The following is a 19286-nucleotide window of genomic DNA, read 5'->3' as shown; positions in this document are numbered from 1 at the left end:
GAACTATCGGGTGCTTTGAAGGACGTACTAGCAGGTTGCTTGCTAGAGCTCATATCAGTCAATTCCGGTTAGTTTCTAGCGCTAAAGGCGCCGGGCCGATCAATTTTACCTGTTTTTCAGGTAACAAATCCAGTTTCACACCGACTATATCTGCATGAAGCGGCAATTCTCTCGCCCCACGGTCTACTAAAACCGCCAACGTAACACTATCAGGGCGACCGTAATCAAAAATTTCATTTAATGCTGCACGGATTGTTCGGCCTGTATAGAGAACATCATCCACCAAGATAATGTGCTCGTTTTCAACCTTAGCAGGGATATTACTTGGCTTAACCTGTGGATTTAAGCCTATGCGTGAAAAGTCATCCCGGTAGAATGAAATATCAATTTCACCAAGCGGTTTATTCAACCCTAGTTTCTGATGTAACTTTTCTGCCACCCATAACCCGCCGGTATGCACCCCTATCATCAGTGGCTCAACTATTTGCTTGCGCTCCATCATTTGTGCCAACTCATCTGCCATTGTGTTTATGATGGCATCAATATCAATAGCTTTTAACTCTGTATCCATACTTATTGCTTGTGTTGTTGTGTGTTTAACCAGCTTTGTAAAATCAACTGCGCAGCGACTTGGTCTTGAACTTCCCATAACTTATCGGCACTCACCTGAACCTCATCAAACAATATTTGTTTTGCTTCAAATGTTGTCAGCGCCTCATCAAATAATTCAACGGGGCATTGATACCGCCCTTCTAACTGTCTAGAAAACCGCTCCATTTTTGGCGTAACTGTATTATCACTACCATCTTCTTGGCGAGAAATACCAACTATCATTTTTGTTGGCTGCCAGGTCTCAATAATTTTTGTTAACTCGTCCCAGCCGGTCTTTTGTCTCACTGCTTTAACCGTTGTTAAGGCATTGGCAATGTGTGTCTGTGTATCACCCACAGCAACACCTATTTTTTTTACACCATAATCAAAACCTAGGCATACCGCCATTAGCAATGACCCACATCAGAACTCATCAAACTAATATCAACACCTATTCTATGCGCCGCCAATTCCCAGCGTTGCGGGAGAGGCTCATCAAAAATAATATGTGGTTCAGCTTGGCCATGTAACCAAGAATTCCGCTGAATTTCCTGCTCCAATTGCCCTGCAGCCCAACCCGCATAACCCAGCGCAACCATCCATTTCTCGGGCCCTTTACCTTCGGCAATTGCTTCTAAAATATCTTTTGAGCTGGTCAGCGCAAACTCATCATTCACCGTTAACGTAGAATCCCAGTTGCCTACCGGCGTATGCAACACAAACCCTCGCTCAGGTTGAACAGGACCACCCATAAATAAAGGCGTTGCCGCTACTGCCGGGTTAACTGCAGTAATTGATAATTGATCAAAAATGGCTTTCATGGTCATCGTGTGTGGTTTATTAATCACGATACCCAGCGCCCCTTCTTCATCATGCTGACATAGGTAGGTGACCGATTTAGAAAAGTCATCACCTTCCATTCCTGGCATTGCAATTAGAAAATTATTAGTGAGATAGTTTTTTTTATTCATAAATAAAGTTTCATCGTTGTGGTCTTTAGCGTGTTAGCAAAGAGCCTTCATTTAAAAATTGCCAGGTCCTCGTGATGACCAAAATATCAATATCTTTTTGCAGATCAATAGGGAGCGGGGCAAATGGTGCCGATAGTTTAACAATATTGACTGCTGCATCATCAATAATTTTATGACCAGAGCGGCGATTAATTATGATTTTCTTTAAATTACCATCGGCATATAATTCAACGCTCATTACTAATGTGCCCGACAAACGCTTACGCCTCACTTCCCCTGGATAATTCAAATTGCCCACTCGCTCAATTTTGCGTTGCCAAGCCGCTTCGTAACTGGCCGCTTTGTATTTATGCGCATTAATTGAGTTGATGTGTAATTTTCGAGGCCGTCGTGAATAACTGGTAACCGCTTCATTAATTTCTGCCTGAAGTTTTGCAATTTCCTCACTTTGACGCAATAAATCAGCCGTCGTTAGTGCCTTGCTTTGCTTTGGCACTTTTTTATTGCTAGCCTCAATTGCCACATCCGCTTCAGTTTGCAAGAGCGCCTTTTGAGCCTGAGCCAGCGCTTGCTGCTCTTTCGTATGCTCAGATTGTGCTGACTGCTTTTTCGGCTGCAACGCTGCTTGCTGTTGATTAACTGCCTTTTCTTCCGCTTCGCCACTACCAACTTGATCTTCTTGGGCTAAAAAATCAGCTTTTTCAGGCCGCTCTTTATCCGGCGATACCACCAACACAACCTCTAGTGCTTGACTAACGGAACGCGAGATATCAACATCAAAACTAATACCCAAAATAACCAAGGCATGAATAATGCCCGCCATAAATAACGTTAAACCCAGCTTATCCGCTGATGATATGGCAGCTGGAGCAGCCACCTCTATGCTAGTTGCTCCTCAATGCAATCCATCAGTAAAGCACTTATGTTTAAACCAAATTGATTGTCCAACTCTTGTACACACGTTGGGCTTGTCACATTTATTTCCGTCACATAATCACCAATCACATCTAAGCCAACAAAAAATAGCCCCTTTTTAACCAACGTAGGGCCAATTTGCTCACATAACCAACGGTCTCTATCGGTTAATGTTCGGCCCTCACCTGTCCCACCAGCGGCCAAGTTCCCTCGCGTTTCACCTTCGGCAGGAATACGAGCCAAGGCGTACGGTACGGGTTGACCATTAACAATTAAAATACGTTTATCGCCCTGCTTAATTTCAGGTAGATAGCGCTGAACCATTGTCAATTCTTTTCCATGATTAGTCATCGTTTCCAGCACAACGCCAAGGTTATGGTCCGCTTTTTTAAGTCGATAAATGGACGCGCCGCCCATCCCATCTAAAGGTTTAACAATAATATCTTCATGCTCAAGCAAAAAGTCTTTAATCCGTTGAGTTTGCGAAGTCACCAAGGTAGGCGAGCAACAGTCTGGAAACCATGCCGTAAATAACTTTTCATTGGCATCACGCAAAGACTGCGGTTTATTCACCACCAATACACCATCGGATTCGGCTTGTTCTAAAACATACGTCGTATAGACAAAGTTCATGTTAAAAGGCGGGTCAACACGCATTAAAATAGCATCCATTTGACTCATAACATCATCAATAGGCTCACCTAATGTAAACCAACTTTTTTCATCGCGCTGAACAGTTAATGGTTTATAGGTCGCCTTCGCCGTACCATTTATCAGGTACAGGTCTTGTTGTTCCATATAAAACAACTCCCAGCCCCTGCTTTGCGCTTCAAGCAACATAGCAAATGTGGTGTCTTTTTTGATATTGATTGACCCGATAGGGTCCATTACAACGCCTAAACGCATGGGTCTCTCCGCTTGTAAGTGTTTTCTCTAATATTATAACGTGTCATGTACATATAGATTTGTTATGAATTTCTTCTGTTAAGTTACTAATTGCATTTCGAAACTCAAGTAGTCCGCTCAATTCAATTCTAATACGGTCATTTTCAATTTTATAGCTGTCAGGATGGCTAATAGCTACTCGCTTCAAAGCATCTTTGTGTTTAGATAAAGGCACTCTACCAGCTATATGTAACAAAGCATTTCTAACTTCTTGAGCATTGATTATTATTGAATACGCAGAATTATCTCCCAGCTCCCCCAATATATCTTTAATATAAGATTTGAATTTTTTTATCCCATAACCTCCGTCTTGTTGAACCGAACGAGGGTTTTTATCTCTCCATAATAAATACAACATTTCTTCTAGATGACCAAACATTAACAGAAAAGATGTTTCACGAAGCTTTTCAGGGAAGTGTTTTTCTAGGTTAATCCTCAAATAAGCTTTATCTACACCAGATGAGTCCGCGTCTTCATCTATTAAAGTTGCTCTTAAAGCATCATCGATATAGTCATGAAACCTTGCTATACAACCAAGGTTTTGCCTAAGCATCAATTTAAAAATAGCATTCCCCATATCATTCTTACAATTCAAATAACAACCTCAAAACATAGTAAATTATCGTTGTCATTTAAACACAACCAGATTTCTTCATCTGTTTCGCCTTGAAAGGCGAGTGACTCTTTTGTCAGTAGCAACAAAAGAGTAACCAGAAAAATGCCACCCACTGCTCTCACCCTGAAGGGTGCCTTCAAAACTAATCATTAAAATAGCTACTGTGGAACTCGCCTAAAGAACGGGCTCAAACAGCCACAATAGAAAACTCTATTTTATTGATTAGTTTTTCAGTGAGAGCAAGAGGGTTTAAAATCAAAATCACTCACTTTTGACTTTGGTACCCTTTTATCGCGCTAGGAATTATTTCTTTTCGGATAAGAGAGCGCGTTGTCTGAGCATAGCGAGTTTAGCGCGAACCCGAAAATAATTCATTACTGCGATTTGGGCGACCTTTTCTTTAGTTCTGTTTCTTTTTGTCGCAAAAAGAAATGAACACCCTAGCGGCAGCAAAAATGCAAACCTACCCCATATCTCCCCAGAGAACTTGCATCGCTGCAATGGAAGCAATCGCTGCTGTTTCGTTACGGACAACCCTTGGGCCAAAACCCAAGGCCGAAAAATTTACCTCTTGCGCATCCAACACTTCTTGTTCTGAAAAACCGCCTTCTGGCCCAATCAGCACGGCTACCGCATCATTTGGTTTTGGATAATCTCTTAACGTATCTGCCTTACCCGGCTCAAATATAATACGGCTTGCCGCCAACTCTGTATTTAGCCACTGCGCTAAGTCCATCGTTACATTTAAGATCGGTGGCTTATTTCGACCACACTGCTCACAAGCCCGATAGACAATGTTTTGCCAATGTTGATGGCGCTGCAAACGACGTTCTTCGGTGAGTTTAACAACACAGTGTTGCGTAATAACGGGGGTAATAACCGCCACGCCCAGTTCTGTCGCTTTTTGAATTGCCACATCCATCCGTTCACCACGGGAAACACTCAGGCCCAATTCAATCTGAAGCGGCGACTCTAATTCTACATTTCGCCAAGCACCCAGTTCTAGCACCACCGCTTTACGATGGACCTCTTGAACCGTGGCGGCATATTCGCCGCCCTGGCCATTAAACACTGTTAACTGAAAGCCTTTCTTTAAACGCAATACATTGCGTAAATAATGCGCCGCATCTGCTTCGAGTGTTACAGCGGCTCCTTCGACTAAATCTTGCTCAACAAAAAGGCGTGAAATACGCATCGCTAGCCGTGCAAACTATCCGGTAATGTTATGGTATCGATCGGGTCTTCATTTTTAGGCGGCATTTGCAAGTGAAAACCCTGCGTTTCAAGGTTCTTCATCACGACCAATACATCTTCTCGTGCTAATGAACGCTCCGCAGATAATTCTAAATCAAACACATGCTCAGGCACTGGAAATTGCTGCATCACTTCAACAGGAACATCTGAAAAATCATCCTGCTCTTTGACATATAAATATAAACCATCACGCTTAGCCGTTTTGTAAATGGCACAGGATATTTCTTTTACACGACTCATTTCGCGCTGATCCCTAAATTGCGGCAAATAGCCAAACTCGCTTCTGCCTGATTCATGCTGTAAAAATGCAGTCCCGGGCAACCATAGTCAAGCAATGTTTGACTTAACTCACTGACCACATCTGTTCCAAATGCTTTAATCGATTCGCGGTCATCGGCAAAGCCTTCTAGGCGTTTACGTATCCAACGGGGGATTTCAGCACCGCACATATCAGAAAATCTCGCCAACTGTGAATAGTTTGTTATTGGCATAATGCCCGGCACAATCGGTACATTTATAGCCATTTTGTCGCAATCTTCAACAAACCGGACATACGCCTCAAAATTAAAAAAGTATTGTGTAATGGCACTATCTGCGCCTGCTTCTACTTTTTGTTTAAAGTTAGCTAAGTCTGTTTGAGCATTCGCAGCTTGCGGATGAACTTCGGGATAAGCGGCCACTTCAATATGGAAGTGGTCACCTGTTTCTTCACGAATAAAAGCCACTAGCTCATTGGCATAGCGAAATTCACCAATATCCAAGGTGCCTGATGGGATGTCCCCACGTAAGGCAACAATGCGGTCTACGCCGTTATCCTTATAATTTGATAAAATTTTACGGATGCTTGCTTTTGTAGACCCCACACAAGACAAATGTGGTGCCGCTGAGAAACCTTGCTTTTTAATATCCAGCACGGTATCAATGGTACCTTGTTGAGTACTACCTCCTGCGCCAAAGGTGACAGAAAAATATGCTGGGTCAAGTTGGCCCAACTCTTTACTGACGTTTAACAGCTTAACTCGCCCTTCTTCGGTTTTTGGTGGGAAGAATTCAAAGCTAATTTTTTGATATGACTCTAAACTCATAGTTAGTAACGGTAGTGATGTGGTTTATACGGTCCTTCAACAGGGACATTAATATAGTCAGCTTGCTCTTGCGTAAGCTCGGTTAAATTTACGCCAATTTTCTCTAGGTGCAAACGCGCTACTTTTTCATCTAAGGTTTTAGGTAACACATAGACTTCATTTTTGTAGTTATCTCCATTTGAGAAAAACTCAATTTGCGCCATGACTTGGTTGGTAAATGATGCCGACATCACAAAACTTGGATGTCCTGTTGCACAGCCAAGATTAACCAAACGGCCTTTTGCTAACAGCGTAATTCTCTTGCCATCGGGGAAAATGACGTGATCCACTTGTGGCTTTACTTCTTCCCACTCGTATTTTTCAAGCGACGCAATATCTATTTCAGAATCAAAGTGACCAATATTACAAACAATCGCTTCATTTTTCATCGCCAGCATATGGTCGTGATTAATTACACCCAAGTTACCCGTTGTTGTCACAAAGATATCACCTTGGTCGGCCACATCGTCCATTCGTACAACGCGATAACCTTCCATCGCTGCTTGTAATGCACAAATAGGGTCAACCTCGGTCACCCACACACTTGCACCCATGCCTTTGAAGGCTTGAGCACAGCCCTTACCGACATCACCATAACCAATAACAACCGCAATTTTGCCAGCTATCATGACGTCTGTTGCACGTTTAATCCCATCTAATAATGATTCACGACAACCATACAGGTTATCAAATTTACTTTTCGTCACAGAATCATTCACGTTCATTGCTGGAAAAAGCAACTCACCTGATTCTTGCATTTGGTATAAACGATGTACGCCCGTTGTCGTTTCTTCTGTCACACCTTTGATACTGCTGGCCATGTTTTGCCATCTAGTCGGTGCTACCGGCAAATTGCGACGTAAGACATCAAGAATGGCGATCCACTCTTCATTATCGCCCTCTTTTGCATCCGGTACAGCGCCTGCTTTTTCAAACTCAACGCCTTTATGCAGTAGCAAGGTCGCATCACCACCGTCATCAAGAATCATATTTGCTTCTTGCCCCTCTGGCCAAGTCATCATCTGTTCTGTGCACCACCAATATTCTTCAATCGTTTCGCCTTTCCAAGCAAACACTGGAATATTAAGATCGGCAATCGCCGCTGCTGCGTGATCTTGTGTAGAAAAAATATTACAAGAGCACCAACGAACCTCAGCCCCTAAAGCCACTAAGGTTTTGATCAGTACCGCCGTTTGTATGGTCATGTGTAAACTGCCTGCAACGCGCGCACCTGCTAATGGCTTACTCTCACCAAACTCTTCTTGTAAGGCCATTAAACCCGGCATTTCGCTTTCAGCAATGGCTATTTCTTTATGACCCCATTCAGCCAATGACATATCAGCTACTTTATAATCTGTAAAACTCATTTTTTTATCTCTCTAAATTGTTGTGTGTCGGTGCGCCTAACTATTTAGCCGCATCTCTTAATAGCTCGGCTTTATCTGTGCGCTCCCAAGTAAATTCGGGTAATTCACGGCCAAAGTGTCCATAGGCTGCGGTTGGACGATAAATCGGACGCAATAAGTCCAATTCTGCAATTAAGCCTTTCGGGCGCAAATCAAAATGTTCGCCGATCAGTACAGCTATTTTGTCGTTGTCGATAAGCCCAGTACCAAATGTTTCAACCGCAATGGATGTTGGCTTGGCGACCCCAATCGCATACGAAACTTGTATTTCACAACGTTTCGCCAAACCCGCTGCAACAATGTTTTTAGCAACATATCGACACATATAAGCAGCAGATCGGTCTACTTTACTAGGATCTTTTCCAGAAAATGCGCCGCCGCCATGGCGTGCCATGCCACCATAGGTATCTACAATAATTTTACGACCTGTTAAGCCGCAGTCCCCCACAGGGCCACCAATAATAAATTGGCCTGTCGGGTTAATATGAATATTTTCAGACAAACAACTGGCAAACCACGCATCTGGCAATACCGGTTTAATAATTTCTTCAATCACCGCTTCGCGTAAATTGGCCAAACTGATCTCGGGTGCATGCTGTGTCGATAACACGATCGCTTCTACACCCACTGGTTTATTGTTTTCATAACGCAGGGTCAGCTGGCTTTTCGCATCAGGGCGCAGCCACGGTAATACGCCATTCTTACGCACCTCTGCTTGGCGCTGTACCAATCGGTGAGAATAGGTGACCGGTGCCGGCATTAAAACATCAGTTTCATCACAGGCATAACCAAACATCAGCCCTTGGTCACCAGCGCCTTGCTCATGCTCTTCGCTTTCATCCACACCAATAGCAATATCGTGAGACTGCTTACCGATTGCATTTAGCACCGCACAACTTTGCCAATCAAAGCCTATTTCTGGTTTGTCGTAACCAATATCTTTAACGACTTGACGTACTAGCTCTTCGGTATCGACCCATGCATTTGTCGTTACTTCACCGGCTAAAATCACCATTCCGGTCTTAACCATTGTTTCAACGGCGACTCTCGATGAGGCATCTTGTTCTAATAAGGCATCTAACATCGCATCTGACACTTGGTCAGCTACTTTGTCTGGGTGTCCTTCAGATACCGACTCAGATGTAAAAATAAAATTCTTGCTCATAGTAAACTCGCCTCTTCGGTTTAAAAATAGGCACTAAAAGTTGGGCTATATGGATGTTGCCAGTTAGGCAGATGATAAAAACTCACCGTTTTATCTAGACACCATGCTCATTATTTCAGTTTCCTGTTAATAATGAACGCAGTTAAAATTTGACTGCTTGAATAAGCCTAGCAGGAAGATCCTGTCGCAGCGTTCCTTATTCAAGGTGAAGCTATTTTAGATCATATATTAAAAATTTCAAGGGCTTAGCTTAGCAATGCCCTTAAACCACCTTTGCTAATAAATTGTTGGCAGAATTCTCGCTGTTCTTTGCTGGTAATCTGTGTAAGACCGACCCAAGGTTCTAGCCAGATCTTTTTCTTCATAGTAAATCCCAATAAAAATGTAGGCTGACATGCCAATTGAGAACACGATATTCCCAATAGTCATCGTTGGTAAGGACCAAAATACTACTAACAAACCTAACATCATTGGGTGACGAACCCATTGATAAAATAAACGCTCTTTAAATTTAACCTGAGTGTATGTTTTATTAACAAAAAACAACCACGTTTGACGCAAGCCAAATAGATCAAAATGGTTGGTTAAAAATGTTGAAAGAAGAGCCACCACCCAACCCAAAGCAAACACCGACCACACTAGTGTTATGGCAGCTTTGTTTGTTATTTGCCAGACAATGCCATTCATTGGCTGCCAACAAATCATAAGCATCGCCAACACAAGGCTTGAAGCCAATACATAGGTGCTTCTCTCTACTTGATGCGGCACCATTGACGATATCATGTCTTTAAACCAGCCACGCGCCATAACACTGTGTTGCACTCCCCATATGAGTAGTAAGCCAATATTCACCACTAAGGCATAAGGGGAGTATTCTGTCGACTGTGTTGCGAGACTCTTCGAGACACCTAAGCCGCCAACAAACCCTATAAAATAGACAAAGACCGCACAAAATAGAGCATAACTAACCACCCCATATAGCATCACCCAAGATCTCATCAGCTTCTCCCATTTAAATTGAATTTTCTTGCTATATTACCTTTATGAGAAGTAAGAATACACGCCTACGATCGGCACCTACGCTAACTCCACCAAACAGCAACTCAACACACTATGACAACTAAATTACAACAAACACTGCAACGTATTGACCTCGCTAATGCTAACGACCCAACAAACGGCACAGAAGCGCTATATTCACAACGCATGCTAAAAACCCTTCAGGCTTTTGAACCAAACGCATCTGACGCTCTCACCTTAGCTTGCTATGCCCAGCATGTGTGTCGTTGGAAACTAGCTCGAAAAGATTACCCTGCCGGTTTAACGGGCTATTTAACGTGGCGCACCGACCTAGCGAAATTACATGCAAAAATTTTAGTCGACGCGATGCAAGAAAGTGGCTATGACGACGCCGACATTGAACGAGCAAACAGTATTATTCAAAAAAAGAGGCTTAAATCTGACCCTGATGCACAAACATTGGAAGACGTGTCTTGCTTGGTTTTTTTAAACCATTATTTCGATGCCTTTGCCAACAAACATAATGAAGAAAAAATCATTGACATTGTGCAAAAAACTTGGGGAAAAATGTCGGATAAGGGCCACCAAGCGGCGTTAGCCTTAACCTTACCGCCTCATTTAGAAAAATTAGTCGCTAAGGCATTGGCTTAATGCACAAACCTGCGCTTACCTCTTTTATTATCGGGCTTGGCTTTTTAACCCTACTGGCCGGTTGCGCCTTGCCAAAAAAAGAACTGGTGACGGTACCCGCTGACGCCTTTGAGGTGTGTTATGGCTATGGTTGCAAAACAGTTCAGACTGTAACGCTCGACGACGCTCAATGGTTCACCATTGAGCAACTTTTTTCACCTAAAGCAGCATCAGCCAAAATAGAACGCCAGCAACTCTCACTGGCCATTGCTCAAATGGAAACTTTTATTGGTGGGATAACACACACCCAAGACGACTTGCCGGGTACGTTTGCCGCTTTTTTTCAAGACCGTAGCCATCAAATGGACTGCGTTGATGAGGCCACAAACACAACTTTATACCTAAGACTCTTTCGTGAGCGCGGGCTAATGCGCTTTCATAAAGAAGGCTATCGTATTAACCGCGGTTTCTTCCTAAACGGTTGGCCGCATACATCTGCGGTCATCGAGCAGTTGGACTCTGGCAAACGGTTTGCTGTTGATTCGTGGTTCCATAAAAATGGTATCGAGCCTGAAATAATCCCTATTGACTTATGGTATTCTGGGTGGCATCCAACACCGGATGATGACTCATAAAACAAAAAATCTCGGAGACAATAAATGAACGTAGGCAACAAGATTTTTTTATTCTTCCTTTCTGCATTTCTTTTTAGCCAATCTTATGCAGGATCTACAGAAGACGTCTTTTCAAACATCACACTTAAAACAACGCATGTACGCGGTAATATTTATATGCTTGAAGGAGCTGGAGGCTTTGCCGGCGGTAATATTGGCGTATCGGCTGGCCCAGATGGCCTTTTATTGGTCGATGACCAACTGGGGCCAATGTCCAAAAAAATTGATGCCGCACTAAACGATATCAGCAAAGGTCAGCTGCGCTTTATTCTTAATACTCACTGGCACGGTGACCATTCTGGTAATAACGCTTATTTTTCAAAAGATGCGACCATTATTTCGCATACGAATACCAGGAAACGTTTAATGACTGACCAAGAAAACTTCTTTGGGAAGTCACCGGCCTCACCAAAAGAAGCGTGGCCCATCATCACCTTTGAACAAGCCATTAACATTCATTTTAATAATGAGGAAATTCAATTTATCCACCATGCACATGGTCACACTGATAGTGATGCTGTCGTCTATTTTCCAAAAAGCAATGTTGCTCACTTAGGTGATCATTTTTTTAATGGTTTTTTCCCTTTTGTAGACTTAGACACCGGAGGCAATGCCTTTACCTTGACACACAATATCGGCGAAATAATTGAGTCATTACCTGAAGATACGCTTGTTATCCCAGGCCATGGCGAACTATCGGATGTGAACGGGCTAAAAAACTATTACGCAATGCTAACCGATACAACACAGTTCGTTAAGCAGCAAGCCGCTTCAGGTAAAACACTTGATCAAATCCAACTGGCCGGATTACCTAGCAAATGGGCCGCTTGGGGTGGTGGTTTTATCAACGAAGAGAACTGGATTAAAATAATCTTTAAGAGCCTACCCAAACAGCAATAAACTACCCTCACAATACAAAAAAAGCGGCTGACCTTTTTTTCAGCTGCTTTTTTATTACCCAAATCATGACTATGAAAAAACTTCTTACCGTACTGACTTTATTCTGTACCCCGCTATTTGCTGCCGAAGACAATCCGATGACAACTTGCTTGTCCAATTTACTCAATACGGCAGAAAACACTATGACCGTGGGCGAACTGAAACAGCAATGCCAAGACACAATGGCTTCAGAGGAGGAGCATTTTTCTGCATTAAAGCGTCGCCAACTGCAAGAAAAAACTGCCAGTTGGAATGCTTTTTCTTTGCTGCCACATAAACCTAATTACATTATTGCCAGCTATAACACCAGCGATCCTAGCACAACACCATTTGAAGCCGCTTACCCAGACGTTAACCCAGATCTTCAGCACCTAGAAACAAAGTTTCAAATCAGCATGAAACTGCCCATCGCTCGAAACCTTATCTTTGGGCAAGGGGATTTATATGCCGCATACACCAACCGGTCTTTCTGGCAGCAGTTCAATAAAACTCACTCTTCCCCCTTTCGTGACACCAATCATGAAGCTGAAACATGGCTTTCGTTCGACACCGACTATACAATTTTAGGGTTCCGCAACTCTGCCATTTTGACGGGGTTCACCCATCAATCGAATGGCCAATCAGGCTTATTATCAAGAAGCTGGAACCGCCTCTATACAGACTTTATCCTAGAAAAAGGCGACATCTACCTGTCATTTAAACCCTGGTACCGTATTCCTGAAAGTGAATCACAAGATGACAACCATGATATTGACGACTTTTTAGGTCACTTTGAATTAAGGGGCGTGTATAAAAAACAACGACATAGTTTTTCACTTCTATTCAGAAATAACCTCAAAACAAGCAGCAACAAAGGTGCTATCGAATTAGGCTGGAGCTTCCCGATACATAATAATGTTCGCGGCTATGTGCAATGGTTCAATGGTTACGGCGAGAGCCTTCTCGACTATAACAACCACACCAATAGCCTAGGCTTTGGAATCCAACTGAATGATTGGTTATAAACCAGCACTTTTTTGTCAGGTATAATTTATTCATCAACATCAAAGGGTCAACGCATGCAAACGGACAATGACAACGACTGGAAAGCTAAATTAACCGCAGAAGAGTATAATATTTGCCGCCAAAAGGGCACCGAAGCTGCTTTTTCTGGCATTTATGTAGACACTAAAACCGAGGGCCTCTATCTCTGCAAGTGCTGTGACACGCCTCTGTTTGAGTCCGACAGCAAATACAACTCGGGTAGTGGCTGGCCAAGCTTTTGGAAGCCCATCCACTCAAATGCTATTAAAGAAAACCGAGATGAAAGTCACGGTATGGTCCGTATTGAAGTGGTCTGCGCTCAATGTGATAGCCACCTTGGACACGTCTTCCCAGACGGCCCGCAACCAACAGGCTTACGCTATTGTATTAATTCCGCATCACTCAATTTAGACCCCAAGAAATAACATGTTAACTGCCCAACAACACGCCCAAGCCTTACTGCAATATATCGATGCTAGCCCAAGCCCTTGGCACGCTGTTCACACGAGCAAAGAAATCCTAGATAACAAAGGTTTCAGTGAACTATTAGAGGGTGATACATGGGCATTACAACCGAATGGGCGTTATTACGTCAAACGAGACGACTCTAGCATCATCGCCTTTACCGTCGGTTCAAATAACCTTGCTCAAGAGGGGTTTAGGCTGATCGGCGCCCACACTGACTCACCAGGGTTACGGGTAAAACCTAAACCAGACCAACAACAAAGCGGTATCAACCGTTTAGCTGTAGAGATTTATGGTAGCCCATTGCTAGCCACCTTTACCGACCGCGATTTAAGCCTAGCAGGGCGCGTACATATCAACCAAAACGGCACCTTACTCTCCAAATTAGTATATTTTAAAAAGCCTTTTCTACGCCTCCCAAACCTTGCTATACACATGAATCCGCAGGTTAATACCGATGGCTTAAAGCTTAATAAACAAACCGAGCTGCCCTTATTGCTGTCACTCGATAATGAACAACCGGCTCTTGTTGAGCTGTTAGCAACGGAGCTGGGCATCAATAGTGATACTATTTCTGCCTGGGAGTTACATGCTGTCGACACGCAGGCAGGCTCCCTATACGGTTTGAATGATGAGTTTTACACCAATAGTCAACTCGATAATTTAGCCTCCTGTCACGCTGGTCTCAGTGCGTTAATATCTGACGCCTCCCTGCATTCGCAACAATTTAATATTTGTGCATTTTTTGACCATGAAGAAATAGGTAGCAACAGCCATAAAGGGGCCGATGGCAGCTTCTTACCCGATGTACTCGAACGCATTGCAAGCTCACTAAGCCTATCTACCGAGGATTATAAACGCGCTTTATCTAATAGTTTTATGATTAGCGCCGATATGGCTCACGCTTATCAGCCTAATTTCCCTAATGCTTATGAACCTGAGCACAAGGTATTCGTTAATCAGGGTCCGGTTATCAAAGTAAATGCGAATATTCGCTATGCCTCAAACAGTGCCTCTCAATCTCGATTTATTCATTTGTGCGAACAGGCTAAAGTCGCTTATCAGCAATATTCCCACCGAACCGACCTGGGTTGTGGCAGCACTATTGGCCCCATGACATCGGCACAACTAGGCATCCAAACCGTTGATGTAGGTTGCCCAATGTGGGCAATGCATAGCATCCGCGAAAGCGCAGGGGTCGCCGACCATCACGACATCACTCATGTATTTACTCAATTCTTCAGTTAAAGCTTATGAAATTTAAATTTAAATTTACCTTTTTAATCTTTGCCGTGGCCGCCGTGGCTATCTTTTTTATGCGCCAAGAAAACTTTGTACCACGTACAGCGTTGGATATTTATCAGCACTTTACTGATAACACTGAGGCCGATGCCATTCCCGGACTGACAACAGAAACGGCGCTAGAAATTCAAAAACACGTTGTCTATGCCTTATCGGAAAATTGGGGCGGCATCGCTGGGTACAAAGCGGCTATAACAAACCCGGACATTCAACAAAAAATGGGCATTGAGCAGCCGTTGCTAGGCATATTTTTAAATAAAATGTTGCTAGAAAGCCCGGCCGTAATCAACATAAGCGCCGCCACTCACCCGTTTGCAGAAGCTGACTTATTGGTACGAATCAAAGATTCCGCCATCAATAACGCAAAAACCGATCAAGAAATACTCGCCTCTATTGACCAAGTTATTCCCTTTATCGAGGTACCCGATAGGCTTTTTTCAACAGATAAACCGTTAACAGCCGACATGCTGATGGCGATTAATACCGGCGCTCGTTATGGAGTGATGGGGGAACCGATTCCAATGGAATTGATTGAAAACCTAAACCTCTGTCAAGTCGGCATCGTCTACGAAGAGGACCGCAGCCATTTAAAAACTGGCGCCTGTTCCTCGCTGATGGGCAACCCAGTTAATGTTATTCGTTGGCTAAGAGATCGTCTATTGGCTTTAAATTACCCTCTAAAGCCAGGCGCTTACTTATCACTTGGTAGCCTTACTTCGCCAGTACCTATAAAAAAAGGTCGTTTAACTGCCATCTATACAGGACTTGGAAATCAACAGCACGTTAGTGTATCGGTGTTGTTTAAATAAAATCAAACAAATAAAAAAGGGCGGTTTCCCGCCCTTTTGATGTTTAGTCTATGCGCTGACCAAGCATTCTTTTCAAAGTACCATCTTTATCCATAAAGTGGTGCTTTAGTGCACCTGATACATGTAAAAGAAATGCTACAAACATTAACTTACCAGCAATTTCGTGTGTCTCGTGCGCCACCCCTGCAATAGGCCCATTAATAGGGATCATTTTTCCAGCCTCATCAGGATTTGGTGTTGCAGCCAAGAGCTCTAAGCCGAAAACAGAAAGCCCATGCCCGCCTAGACCCGACATTAACATTCCTGAAACAGGCATCACTACTGTCGCAATAATAAGCGTCCAATGTACCAGTTTAGACAGTGCATGCTCCCATGATTTATAGGTACTTGCAGGCTCCGGCCAACCTTGTTTCACGCGCCAGACCACATGTGCAAATATAAAGATAAAAACAATCATTCCTACCGACTTATGGATAGGATACAAGGCATACACCTTGTAATCGGTCATGTACACACCAACGGCTACCAACATAATTATTGAAATGCCGACAATCCAATGCAGCGCAACGGATACACACGACAGCTTAACTCTCGAATCACTCATTTAAACCCCCTCTTTTTTTTAGTTACTTAAGCGTTAGATGATATATCATATCTTACCTAATTCAATAGTTATTTAAGGCTTATGTCCAACCCAATTTTTCCAACTATTTACATCCCTCATGGAGGCGGCCCTTGTTTTTTTATGGATTGGACGCGTGGCCCTGCAGATACTTGGGACACCATGAAAGCATGGTTACAAAACCTACATAAAATTCTTCCGAGAAAGCCAAAAGCCATTATTATTATTTCTGCACATTGGGAAGAAGACGTTATTAGGATCAACTCGCAGCCTCACCCGCCGCTATATTTTGATTACTACGGTTTTCCACCACATACTTACGAACTGACTTACCCTGCTCCAGGCTCGCCAAAGCTTGCTAAGCAAATACAAGCGCTTTTAAAAAATGCAGATATTGACTGTGCACTTGACCCCGATCATGGCTATGATCACGGCACCTTTGTGCCTTTAAAAGTGATGTTTCCAGATGCGGATATTCCGGTTGTTCAAGTGTCCTTACAACATAACTTAGACCCCGTTTACCATATTCAAGTTGGCGCTGCACTTCAGTCTTTAAGAGAACAAGATATTTTAATTCTCGGCAGTGGTATGAGCTTTCACAATATGGACACCTTAATGCGGGGGCAAGATATTGGTAATCATGCCGCCACATTTGATCATTGGCTAACAAACACCTGTGAGTCTAAACCCGACGAACGAAACAAACGACTTGGCAACTGGCTCAACGCACCTTCCGCTCGACAAGCACACCCACGGGAAGAACACCTACTGCCGTTAATGGTCGTTGCTGGAGCGGGCGGAAACAACCAAGGCAAAAACATCTTCCAAGACAATGTTATGGGCGTTAACGTTTCAGCCTATCAATTTGATTAAACTAACTATTAGCGCACGTTTAATGCCGCTAAAACTCAAACAAGGCAATACAAGTGCTGTATTAGAATACTAAAAAGGGGTGCGCCATCAGCCCTTTTTTATTATCGACGTATTAAATTTACCAAGCCGTCCAACCACCATCATGCGCGATCACTTGCCCCGTCATAAAAGAAGCCGCATCGCTAGCTAGGTACACCAATAAACCAGCCAACTCCTCAGGGTCGCCTGTTCTATTCAACGGCGTTAACCCGTGCAGTTTCTCTACCATCGCAGCAATATCAGCCTCACTTAACGGCAATGCTTCACGGCCTAGCTGCGTACCCAAATGCCAGCCTGGCGCTATCGCATTACAACGAATACCCTCATTTCCATATTCCACAGCAATCTGTTTGGTCAACGTTGCTACCGCCCCTTTAGAAGCAGAGTAATTCGCAGCCACCGCAGACAAATCATTTGATACACCACCCAAACCAGCCACCGAAGAAATATTAATAATAGAACCTTTCTTTTGTGCCATCATTTGTCGAAGCACTGCTTTAGTACACAGAAATACCCCCCGAGTATTAACCGCGTTCACACGGTCCCAGTCTTCTACTGGCATCTCATGTATTCGATCTGCTGGACTGGCGATACCTGCATTATTCACTAAAATATCTAGCCTGCCATATGCCTGAAGTACCGCCCTATTCATTGCCGCCACTGAATCAACATCACTGACATCAACCTCAACTGATAAAGCCTTACCACCCAACAGGCGAACTTCTTCAGCCGTTTGTTCCGCTGATGCCAAATTAATATCTGCCGACACGACCGTTGCGCCTGCTGAAGCCAAGGCGCGCGCAAATACATTACCTAACCCGCAGCCCGCGCCAGTAACCAGCGCGATCTGCCCATCTAGGCGAAATAAATCTAACGAGAAGGCTGGATATTGACTCATTGTGCCGTATACCCACCATCAATGGGGATAATCGCCCCAGTAATAAACTGTGATTCTTCACTTGAAAGAAACGCCACTAAATTGGCAATTTCTTCTGGCTCCGCCCCCCGACCTAACGGTGTCATACCAGAGGCTGCCTCTATAAACTCTGGACCAATTCTCTTAACCATAGAGGTTAACACAAGGCCGGGGCAAATAGCATTTGCTCTTATTTTATGCTTCGCATACGTGACGGCCCATGAACGAGTTAATGAGATAACCGCCCCTTTTGAAGCACAGTAAGAATGCAGACCGCCAGGTGTACCTATCAGCCCACCAATAGAGGATGTTGTTGTGATCGAGCCGCCTTTGCCACCCGCTATCATACTTTTAAGTGCATATTTAGCGGCCAAAAATACACCTCGTGTATTAATCGACTGCACTTTTTCCCAAGCATCAACGTCCAACTCATCGGTATTGCCATCACCGTCTTCAAAACCGGCATTATTAAATAAAATAGAGACAGAACCAAAAGCCGCTTCTGCCGAAGCGGTCATTTCTTTTACCAGTGTTTCATCTGACACGTCACAGTATTGTGCTATGGCACGCCCACCTTGTTGTTTAATTAATTCCAGCGTTTCGGCATTACCTTCTGTATTAATATCTGCCAAGCACACACTGGCCCCTTCTGAAGCTAAACGAAGTGCTGTTGCACGCCCCATTCCCGATGATGAACCTGTCACTATGGCATTATGCCCTTCCATTCGTGCTGTCATTATGACTCCTTAATTAAATTAGTTTTATGCTTAGAAAAACATGTTTAAGTTTTTGTCGACGATCACCCGCGCAGGTAAAAACACCGTTCTTGCGACTAACTTCAGGCCATCACCAGTATCACGCAACAAATCTTTACGTGTACCGGTATGGCTAATATGGTCTTTATCGCGTCTTGCGCGCAACAAGGTAAATTTACTTCGTACATCGTAAACACTCGCCTCATCGGTACAAAACGACTCAATATTTGTT

The 19286-nt window shown here is 43.6% G+C and carries 24 protein-coding genes and 1 riboswitch; of the genes, 8 read left to right on the top strand and 16 right to left on the bottom strand.

Annotated features, from left to right (window positions below; translation table 11 throughout):
• Nucleotides 1–58 precede the first annotated feature (58 nt).
• From pyrR to KUG63_RS10540, 12 genes are all read right to left on the bottom strand, one after another.
• Nucleotides 59–571 (bottom strand): bifunctional pyr operon transcriptional regulator/uracil phosphoribosyltransferase PyrR, encoded by a 513-nt coding sequence (gene pyrR, locus KUG63_RS10595; RefSeq protein WP_015006952.1) that lies wholly within the window; start codon nt 569–571, stop codon nt 59–61.
• Between the two features lie 2 nt (nt 572–573).
• The gene (gene ruvX / locus KUG63_RS10590; protein ID WP_015006953.1) at nt 574–999 is read right to left on the bottom strand and encodes a Holliday junction resolvase RuvX; all 426 of its coding nucleotides are present in this window, start codon (nt 997–999) and stop codon (nt 574–576) included.
• Entirely contained in the window at nt 999–1562 is a 564-nt protein-coding gene (locus KUG63_RS10585; RefSeq protein ID WP_015006954.1) for a YqgE/AlgH family protein, read from the bottom strand. Before KUG63_RS10585 ends, ruvX begins: the two co-directional genes overlap by 1 nt.
• Nucleotides 1563–1587: 25 nt before the next feature.
• Entirely contained in the window at nt 1588–2439 is an 852-nt protein-coding gene (locus KUG63_RS10580; RefSeq protein ID WP_015006955.1) for an energy transducer TonB, read from the bottom strand.
• Between the two features lie 2 nt (nt 2440–2441).
• Nucleotides 2442–3383, bottom strand: a complete 942-nt coding sequence (gene gshB / locus KUG63_RS10575; RefSeq protein WP_016390817.1) for a glutathione synthase — start codon at nt 3381–3383, stop codon at nt 2442–2444.
• A gap of 43 nt (nt 3384–3426) precedes the next feature.
• On the bottom strand, nt 3427–3999 hold the full coding sequence (locus KUG63_RS10570) for a hypothetical protein (RefSeq protein WP_016390816.1): 573 nt from the start codon (nt 3997–3999) through the stop codon (nt 3427–3429).
• A gap of 502 nt (nt 4000–4501) precedes the next feature.
• On the bottom strand, nt 4502–5233 hold the full coding sequence (locus KUG63_RS10565) for a 16S rRNA (uracil(1498)-N(3))-methyltransferase (RefSeq protein ID WP_020931900.1): 732 nt from the start codon (nt 5231–5233) through the stop codon (nt 4502–4504).
• A 2-nt stretch (nt 5234–5235) separates the two neighbouring features.
• Nucleotides 5236–5532, bottom strand: a complete 297-nt coding sequence (locus tag KUG63_RS10560; RefSeq protein ID WP_015006959.1) for a YcgL domain-containing protein — start codon at nt 5530–5532, stop codon at nt 5236–5238.
• Nucleotides 5529–6377, bottom strand: a complete 849-nt coding sequence (metF, locus tag KUG63_RS10555) for a methylenetetrahydrofolate reductase [NAD(P)H] (RefSeq protein ID WP_016390814.1) — start codon at nt 6375–6377, stop codon at nt 5529–5531. The genes KUG63_RS10560 and metF overlap by 4 nt, the downstream gene beginning before the upstream one ends.
• 2 nt (nt 6378–6379) lie before the next feature.
• On the bottom strand, nt 6380–7783 hold the full coding sequence (ahcY, locus tag KUG63_RS10550) for an adenosylhomocysteinase (RefSeq protein ID WP_015006961.1): 1404 nt from the start codon (nt 7781–7783) through the stop codon (nt 6380–6382).
• A 40-nt stretch (nt 7784–7823) separates the two neighbouring features.
• Nucleotides 7824–8987, bottom strand: coding sequence for a methionine adenosyltransferase (gene metK / locus KUG63_RS10545; protein ID WP_015006962.1), 1164 nt, complete (start codon nt 8985–8987; stop codon nt 7824–7826).
• A 127-nt stretch (nt 8988–9114) separates the two neighbouring features.
• Nucleotides 9115–9191, bottom strand: a riboswitch (S-adenosyl-L-homocysteine riboswitch).
• Nucleotides 9192–9263: 72 nt separating this feature from the next.
• A complete protein-coding gene (locus KUG63_RS10540) occupies nt 9264–9986 on the bottom strand; it encodes a methyltransferase family protein (protein ID WP_015006963.1) in 723 nt (240 codons plus the stop codon).
• A gap of 114 nt (nt 9987–10100) precedes the next feature.
• On the opposite strand from KUG63_RS10540, the gene KUG63_RS10535 reads away from it, so the two are divergent.
• From KUG63_RS10535 to KUG63_RS10505, 7 genes are all read left to right on the top strand, one after another.
• A complete protein-coding gene (locus KUG63_RS10535) occupies nt 10101–10658 on the top strand; it encodes a DUF4202 domain-containing protein (RefSeq protein WP_287555280.1) in 558 nt (185 codons plus the stop codon).
• Nucleotides 10658–11272, top strand: a complete 615-nt coding sequence (locus KUG63_RS10530) for a hypothetical protein (RefSeq protein WP_073023295.1) — start codon at nt 10658–10660, stop codon at nt 11270–11272. The genes KUG63_RS10535 and KUG63_RS10530 overlap by 1 nt, the downstream gene beginning before the upstream one ends.
• A gap of 24 nt (nt 11273–11296) precedes the next feature.
• The gene (locus KUG63_RS10525; protein WP_015006966.1) at nt 11297–12211 is read left to right on the top strand and encodes an MBL fold metallo-hydrolase; all 915 of its coding nucleotides are present in this window, start codon (nt 11297–11299) and stop codon (nt 12209–12211) included.
• Nucleotides 12212–12348: 137 nt separating this feature from the next.
• Nucleotides 12349–13254 (top strand): phospholipase A, encoded by a 906-nt coding sequence (locus KUG63_RS10520; RefSeq protein WP_413464123.1) that lies wholly within the window; start codon nt 12349–12351, stop codon nt 13252–13254.
• Between the two features lie 54 nt (nt 13255–13308).
• A complete protein-coding gene (gene msrB, locus KUG63_RS10515; protein ID WP_287555275.1) occupies nt 13309–13698 on the top strand; it encodes a peptide-methionine (R)-S-oxide reductase MsrB in 390 nt (129 codons plus the stop codon).
• A 1-nt stretch (nt 13699) separates the two neighbouring features.
• Nucleotides 13700–14986 carry a M18 family aminopeptidase gene (locus tag KUG63_RS10510; protein WP_277642523.1) on the top strand — a complete coding sequence of 429 codons (1287 nt, stop codon included), beginning with the start codon at nt 13700–13702 and terminating at the stop codon, nt 14984–14986.
• 5 nt (nt 14987–14991) lie between these two features.
• Nucleotides 14992–15849 (top strand): 2-keto-4-pentenoate hydratase, encoded by an 858-nt coding sequence (locus KUG63_RS10505; protein WP_287555272.1) that lies wholly within the window; start codon nt 14992–14994, stop codon nt 15847–15849.
• Nucleotides 15850–15892: 43 nt separating this feature from the next.
• Here the strand turns inward: KUG63_RS10505 and KUG63_RS10500 are convergent, their stop codons facing one another.
• Complete coding sequence (locus tag KUG63_RS10500; RefSeq protein ID WP_287555269.1) at nt 15893–16453, bottom strand: cytochrome b; 561 nt, start codon at nt 16451–16453, stop codon at nt 15893–15895.
• 81 nt (nt 16454–16534) lie between these two features.
• Here KUG63_RS10500 and KUG63_RS10495 point away from each other — a divergent pair, with 81 nt between their 5' ends.
• Nucleotides 16535–17344, top strand: coding sequence for a DODA-type extradiol aromatic ring-opening family dioxygenase (locus tag KUG63_RS10495; RefSeq protein WP_015006972.1), 810 nt, complete (start codon nt 16535–16537; stop codon nt 17342–17344).
• A gap of 118 nt (nt 17345–17462) precedes the next feature.
• Here KUG63_RS10495 and KUG63_RS10490 read toward each other — a convergent pair whose 3' ends face one another.
• The 3 genes from KUG63_RS10490 to KUG63_RS10480 form a co-directional block, all read right to left on the bottom strand.
• Nucleotides 17463–18281: an SDR family NAD(P)-dependent oxidoreductase gene (locus KUG63_RS10490; protein ID WP_015006973.1), complete on the bottom strand. Its 819-nt coding sequence runs from the start codon at nt 18279–18281 to the stop codon at nt 17463–17465.
• Nucleotides 18278–19036, bottom strand: coding sequence for an SDR family NAD(P)-dependent oxidoreductase (locus KUG63_RS10485; protein ID WP_015006974.1), 759 nt, complete (start codon nt 19034–19036; stop codon nt 18278–18280). The genes KUG63_RS10490 and KUG63_RS10485 overlap by 4 nt, the downstream gene beginning before the upstream one ends.
• A gap of 30 nt (nt 19037–19066) precedes the next feature.
• Nucleotides 19067–19286, bottom strand: a 220-nt coding sequence (locus KUG63_RS10480; protein ID WP_287555264.1) for an aromatic-ring-hydroxylating dioxygenase subunit beta, incomplete at its 5' end; no start/stop codon positions are given.

It is taken from the genome of Cycloclasticus sp., assembly GCF_019090545.1.
GTDB classification, from domain to species: Bacteria; Pseudomonadota; Gammaproteobacteria; order Methylococcales; family Cycloclasticaceae; genus Cycloclasticus; species Cycloclasticus pugetii.
Note: the sequence above shows the minus strand (reverse complement) of the source record. Positions and strands in the feature narration are given on the sequence as shown.

Coding starts and splice junctions, on each gene's coding strand:
- pyrR (WP_015006952.1), bottom strand. CDS start 571: ATGGATACAGAGTTAAAAGCTATTGATATTGATGCCATCATAAACACA.
- ruvX (WP_015006953.1), bottom strand. CDS start 999: ATGGCGGTATGCCTAGGTTTTGATTATGGTGTAAAAAAAATAGGTGTT.
- KUG63_RS10585 (WP_015006954.1), bottom strand. CDS start 1,562: ATGAATAAAAAAAACTATCTCACTAATAATTTTCTAATTGCAATGCCA.
- gshB (WP_016390817.1), bottom strand. CDS start 3,383: ATGCGTTTAGGCGTTGTAATGGACCCTATCGGGTCAATCAATATCAAA.
- KUG63_RS10570 (WP_016390816.1), bottom strand. CDS start 3,999: ATGGGGAATGCTATTTTTAAATTGATGCTTAGGCAAAACCTTGGTTGT.
- KUG63_RS10565 (WP_020931900.1), bottom strand. CDS start 5,233: ATGCGTATTTCACGCCTTTTTGTTGAGCAAGATTTAGTCGAAGGAGCC.
- KUG63_RS10560 (WP_015006959.1), bottom strand. CDS start 5,532: ATGAGTCGTGTAAAAGAAATATCCTGTGCCATTTACAAAACGGCTAAG.
- metF (WP_016390814.1), bottom strand. CDS start 6,377: ATGAGTTTAGAGTCATATCAAAAAATTAGCTTTGAATTCTTCCCACCA.
- ahcY (WP_015006961.1), bottom strand. CDS start 7,783: ATGAGTTTTACAGATTATAAAGTAGCTGATATGTCATTGGCTGAATGG.
- metK (WP_015006962.1), bottom strand. CDS start 8,987: ATGAGCAAGAATTTTATTTTTACATCTGAGTCGGTATCTGAAGGACAC.
- KUG63_RS10540 (WP_015006963.1), bottom strand. CDS start 9,986: ATGAGATCTTGGGTGATGCTATATGGGGTGGTTAGTTATGCTCTATTT.
- KUG63_RS10535 (WP_287555280.1), top strand. CDS start 10,101: ATGACAACTAAATTACAACAAACACTGCAACGTATTGACCTCGCTAAT.
- KUG63_RS10530 (WP_073023295.1), top strand. CDS start 10,658: ATGCACAAACCTGCGCTTACCTCTTTTATTATCGGGCTTGGCTTTTTA.
- KUG63_RS10525 (WP_015006966.1), top strand. CDS start 11,297: ATGAACGTAGGCAACAAGATTTTTTTATTCTTCCTTTCTGCATTTCTT.
- KUG63_RS10520 (WP_413464123.1), top strand. CDS start 12,349: ATGACAACTTGCTTGTCCAATTTACTCAATACGGCAGAAAACACTATG.
- msrB (WP_287555275.1), top strand. CDS start 13,309: ATGCAAACGGACAATGACAACGACTGGAAAGCTAAATTAACCGCAGAA.
- KUG63_RS10510 (WP_277642523.1), top strand. CDS start 13,700: ATGTTAACTGCCCAACAACACGCCCAAGCCTTACTGCAATATATCGAT.
- KUG63_RS10505 (WP_287555272.1), top strand. CDS start 14,992: ATGAAATTTAAATTTAAATTTACCTTTTTAATCTTTGCCGTGGCCGCC.
- KUG63_RS10500 (WP_287555269.1), bottom strand. CDS start 16,453: ATGAGTGATTCGAGAGTTAAGCTGTCGTGTGTATCCGTTGCGCTGCAT.
- KUG63_RS10495 (WP_015006972.1), top strand. CDS start 16,535: ATGTCCAACCCAATTTTTCCAACTATTTACATCCCTCATGGAGGCGGC.
- KUG63_RS10490 (WP_015006973.1), bottom strand. CDS start 18,281: ATGAGTCAATATCCAGCCTTCTCGTTAGATTTATTTCGCCTAGATGGG.
- KUG63_RS10485 (WP_015006974.1), bottom strand. CDS start 19,036: ATGACAGCACGAATGGAAGGGCATAATGCCATAGTGACAGGTTCATCA.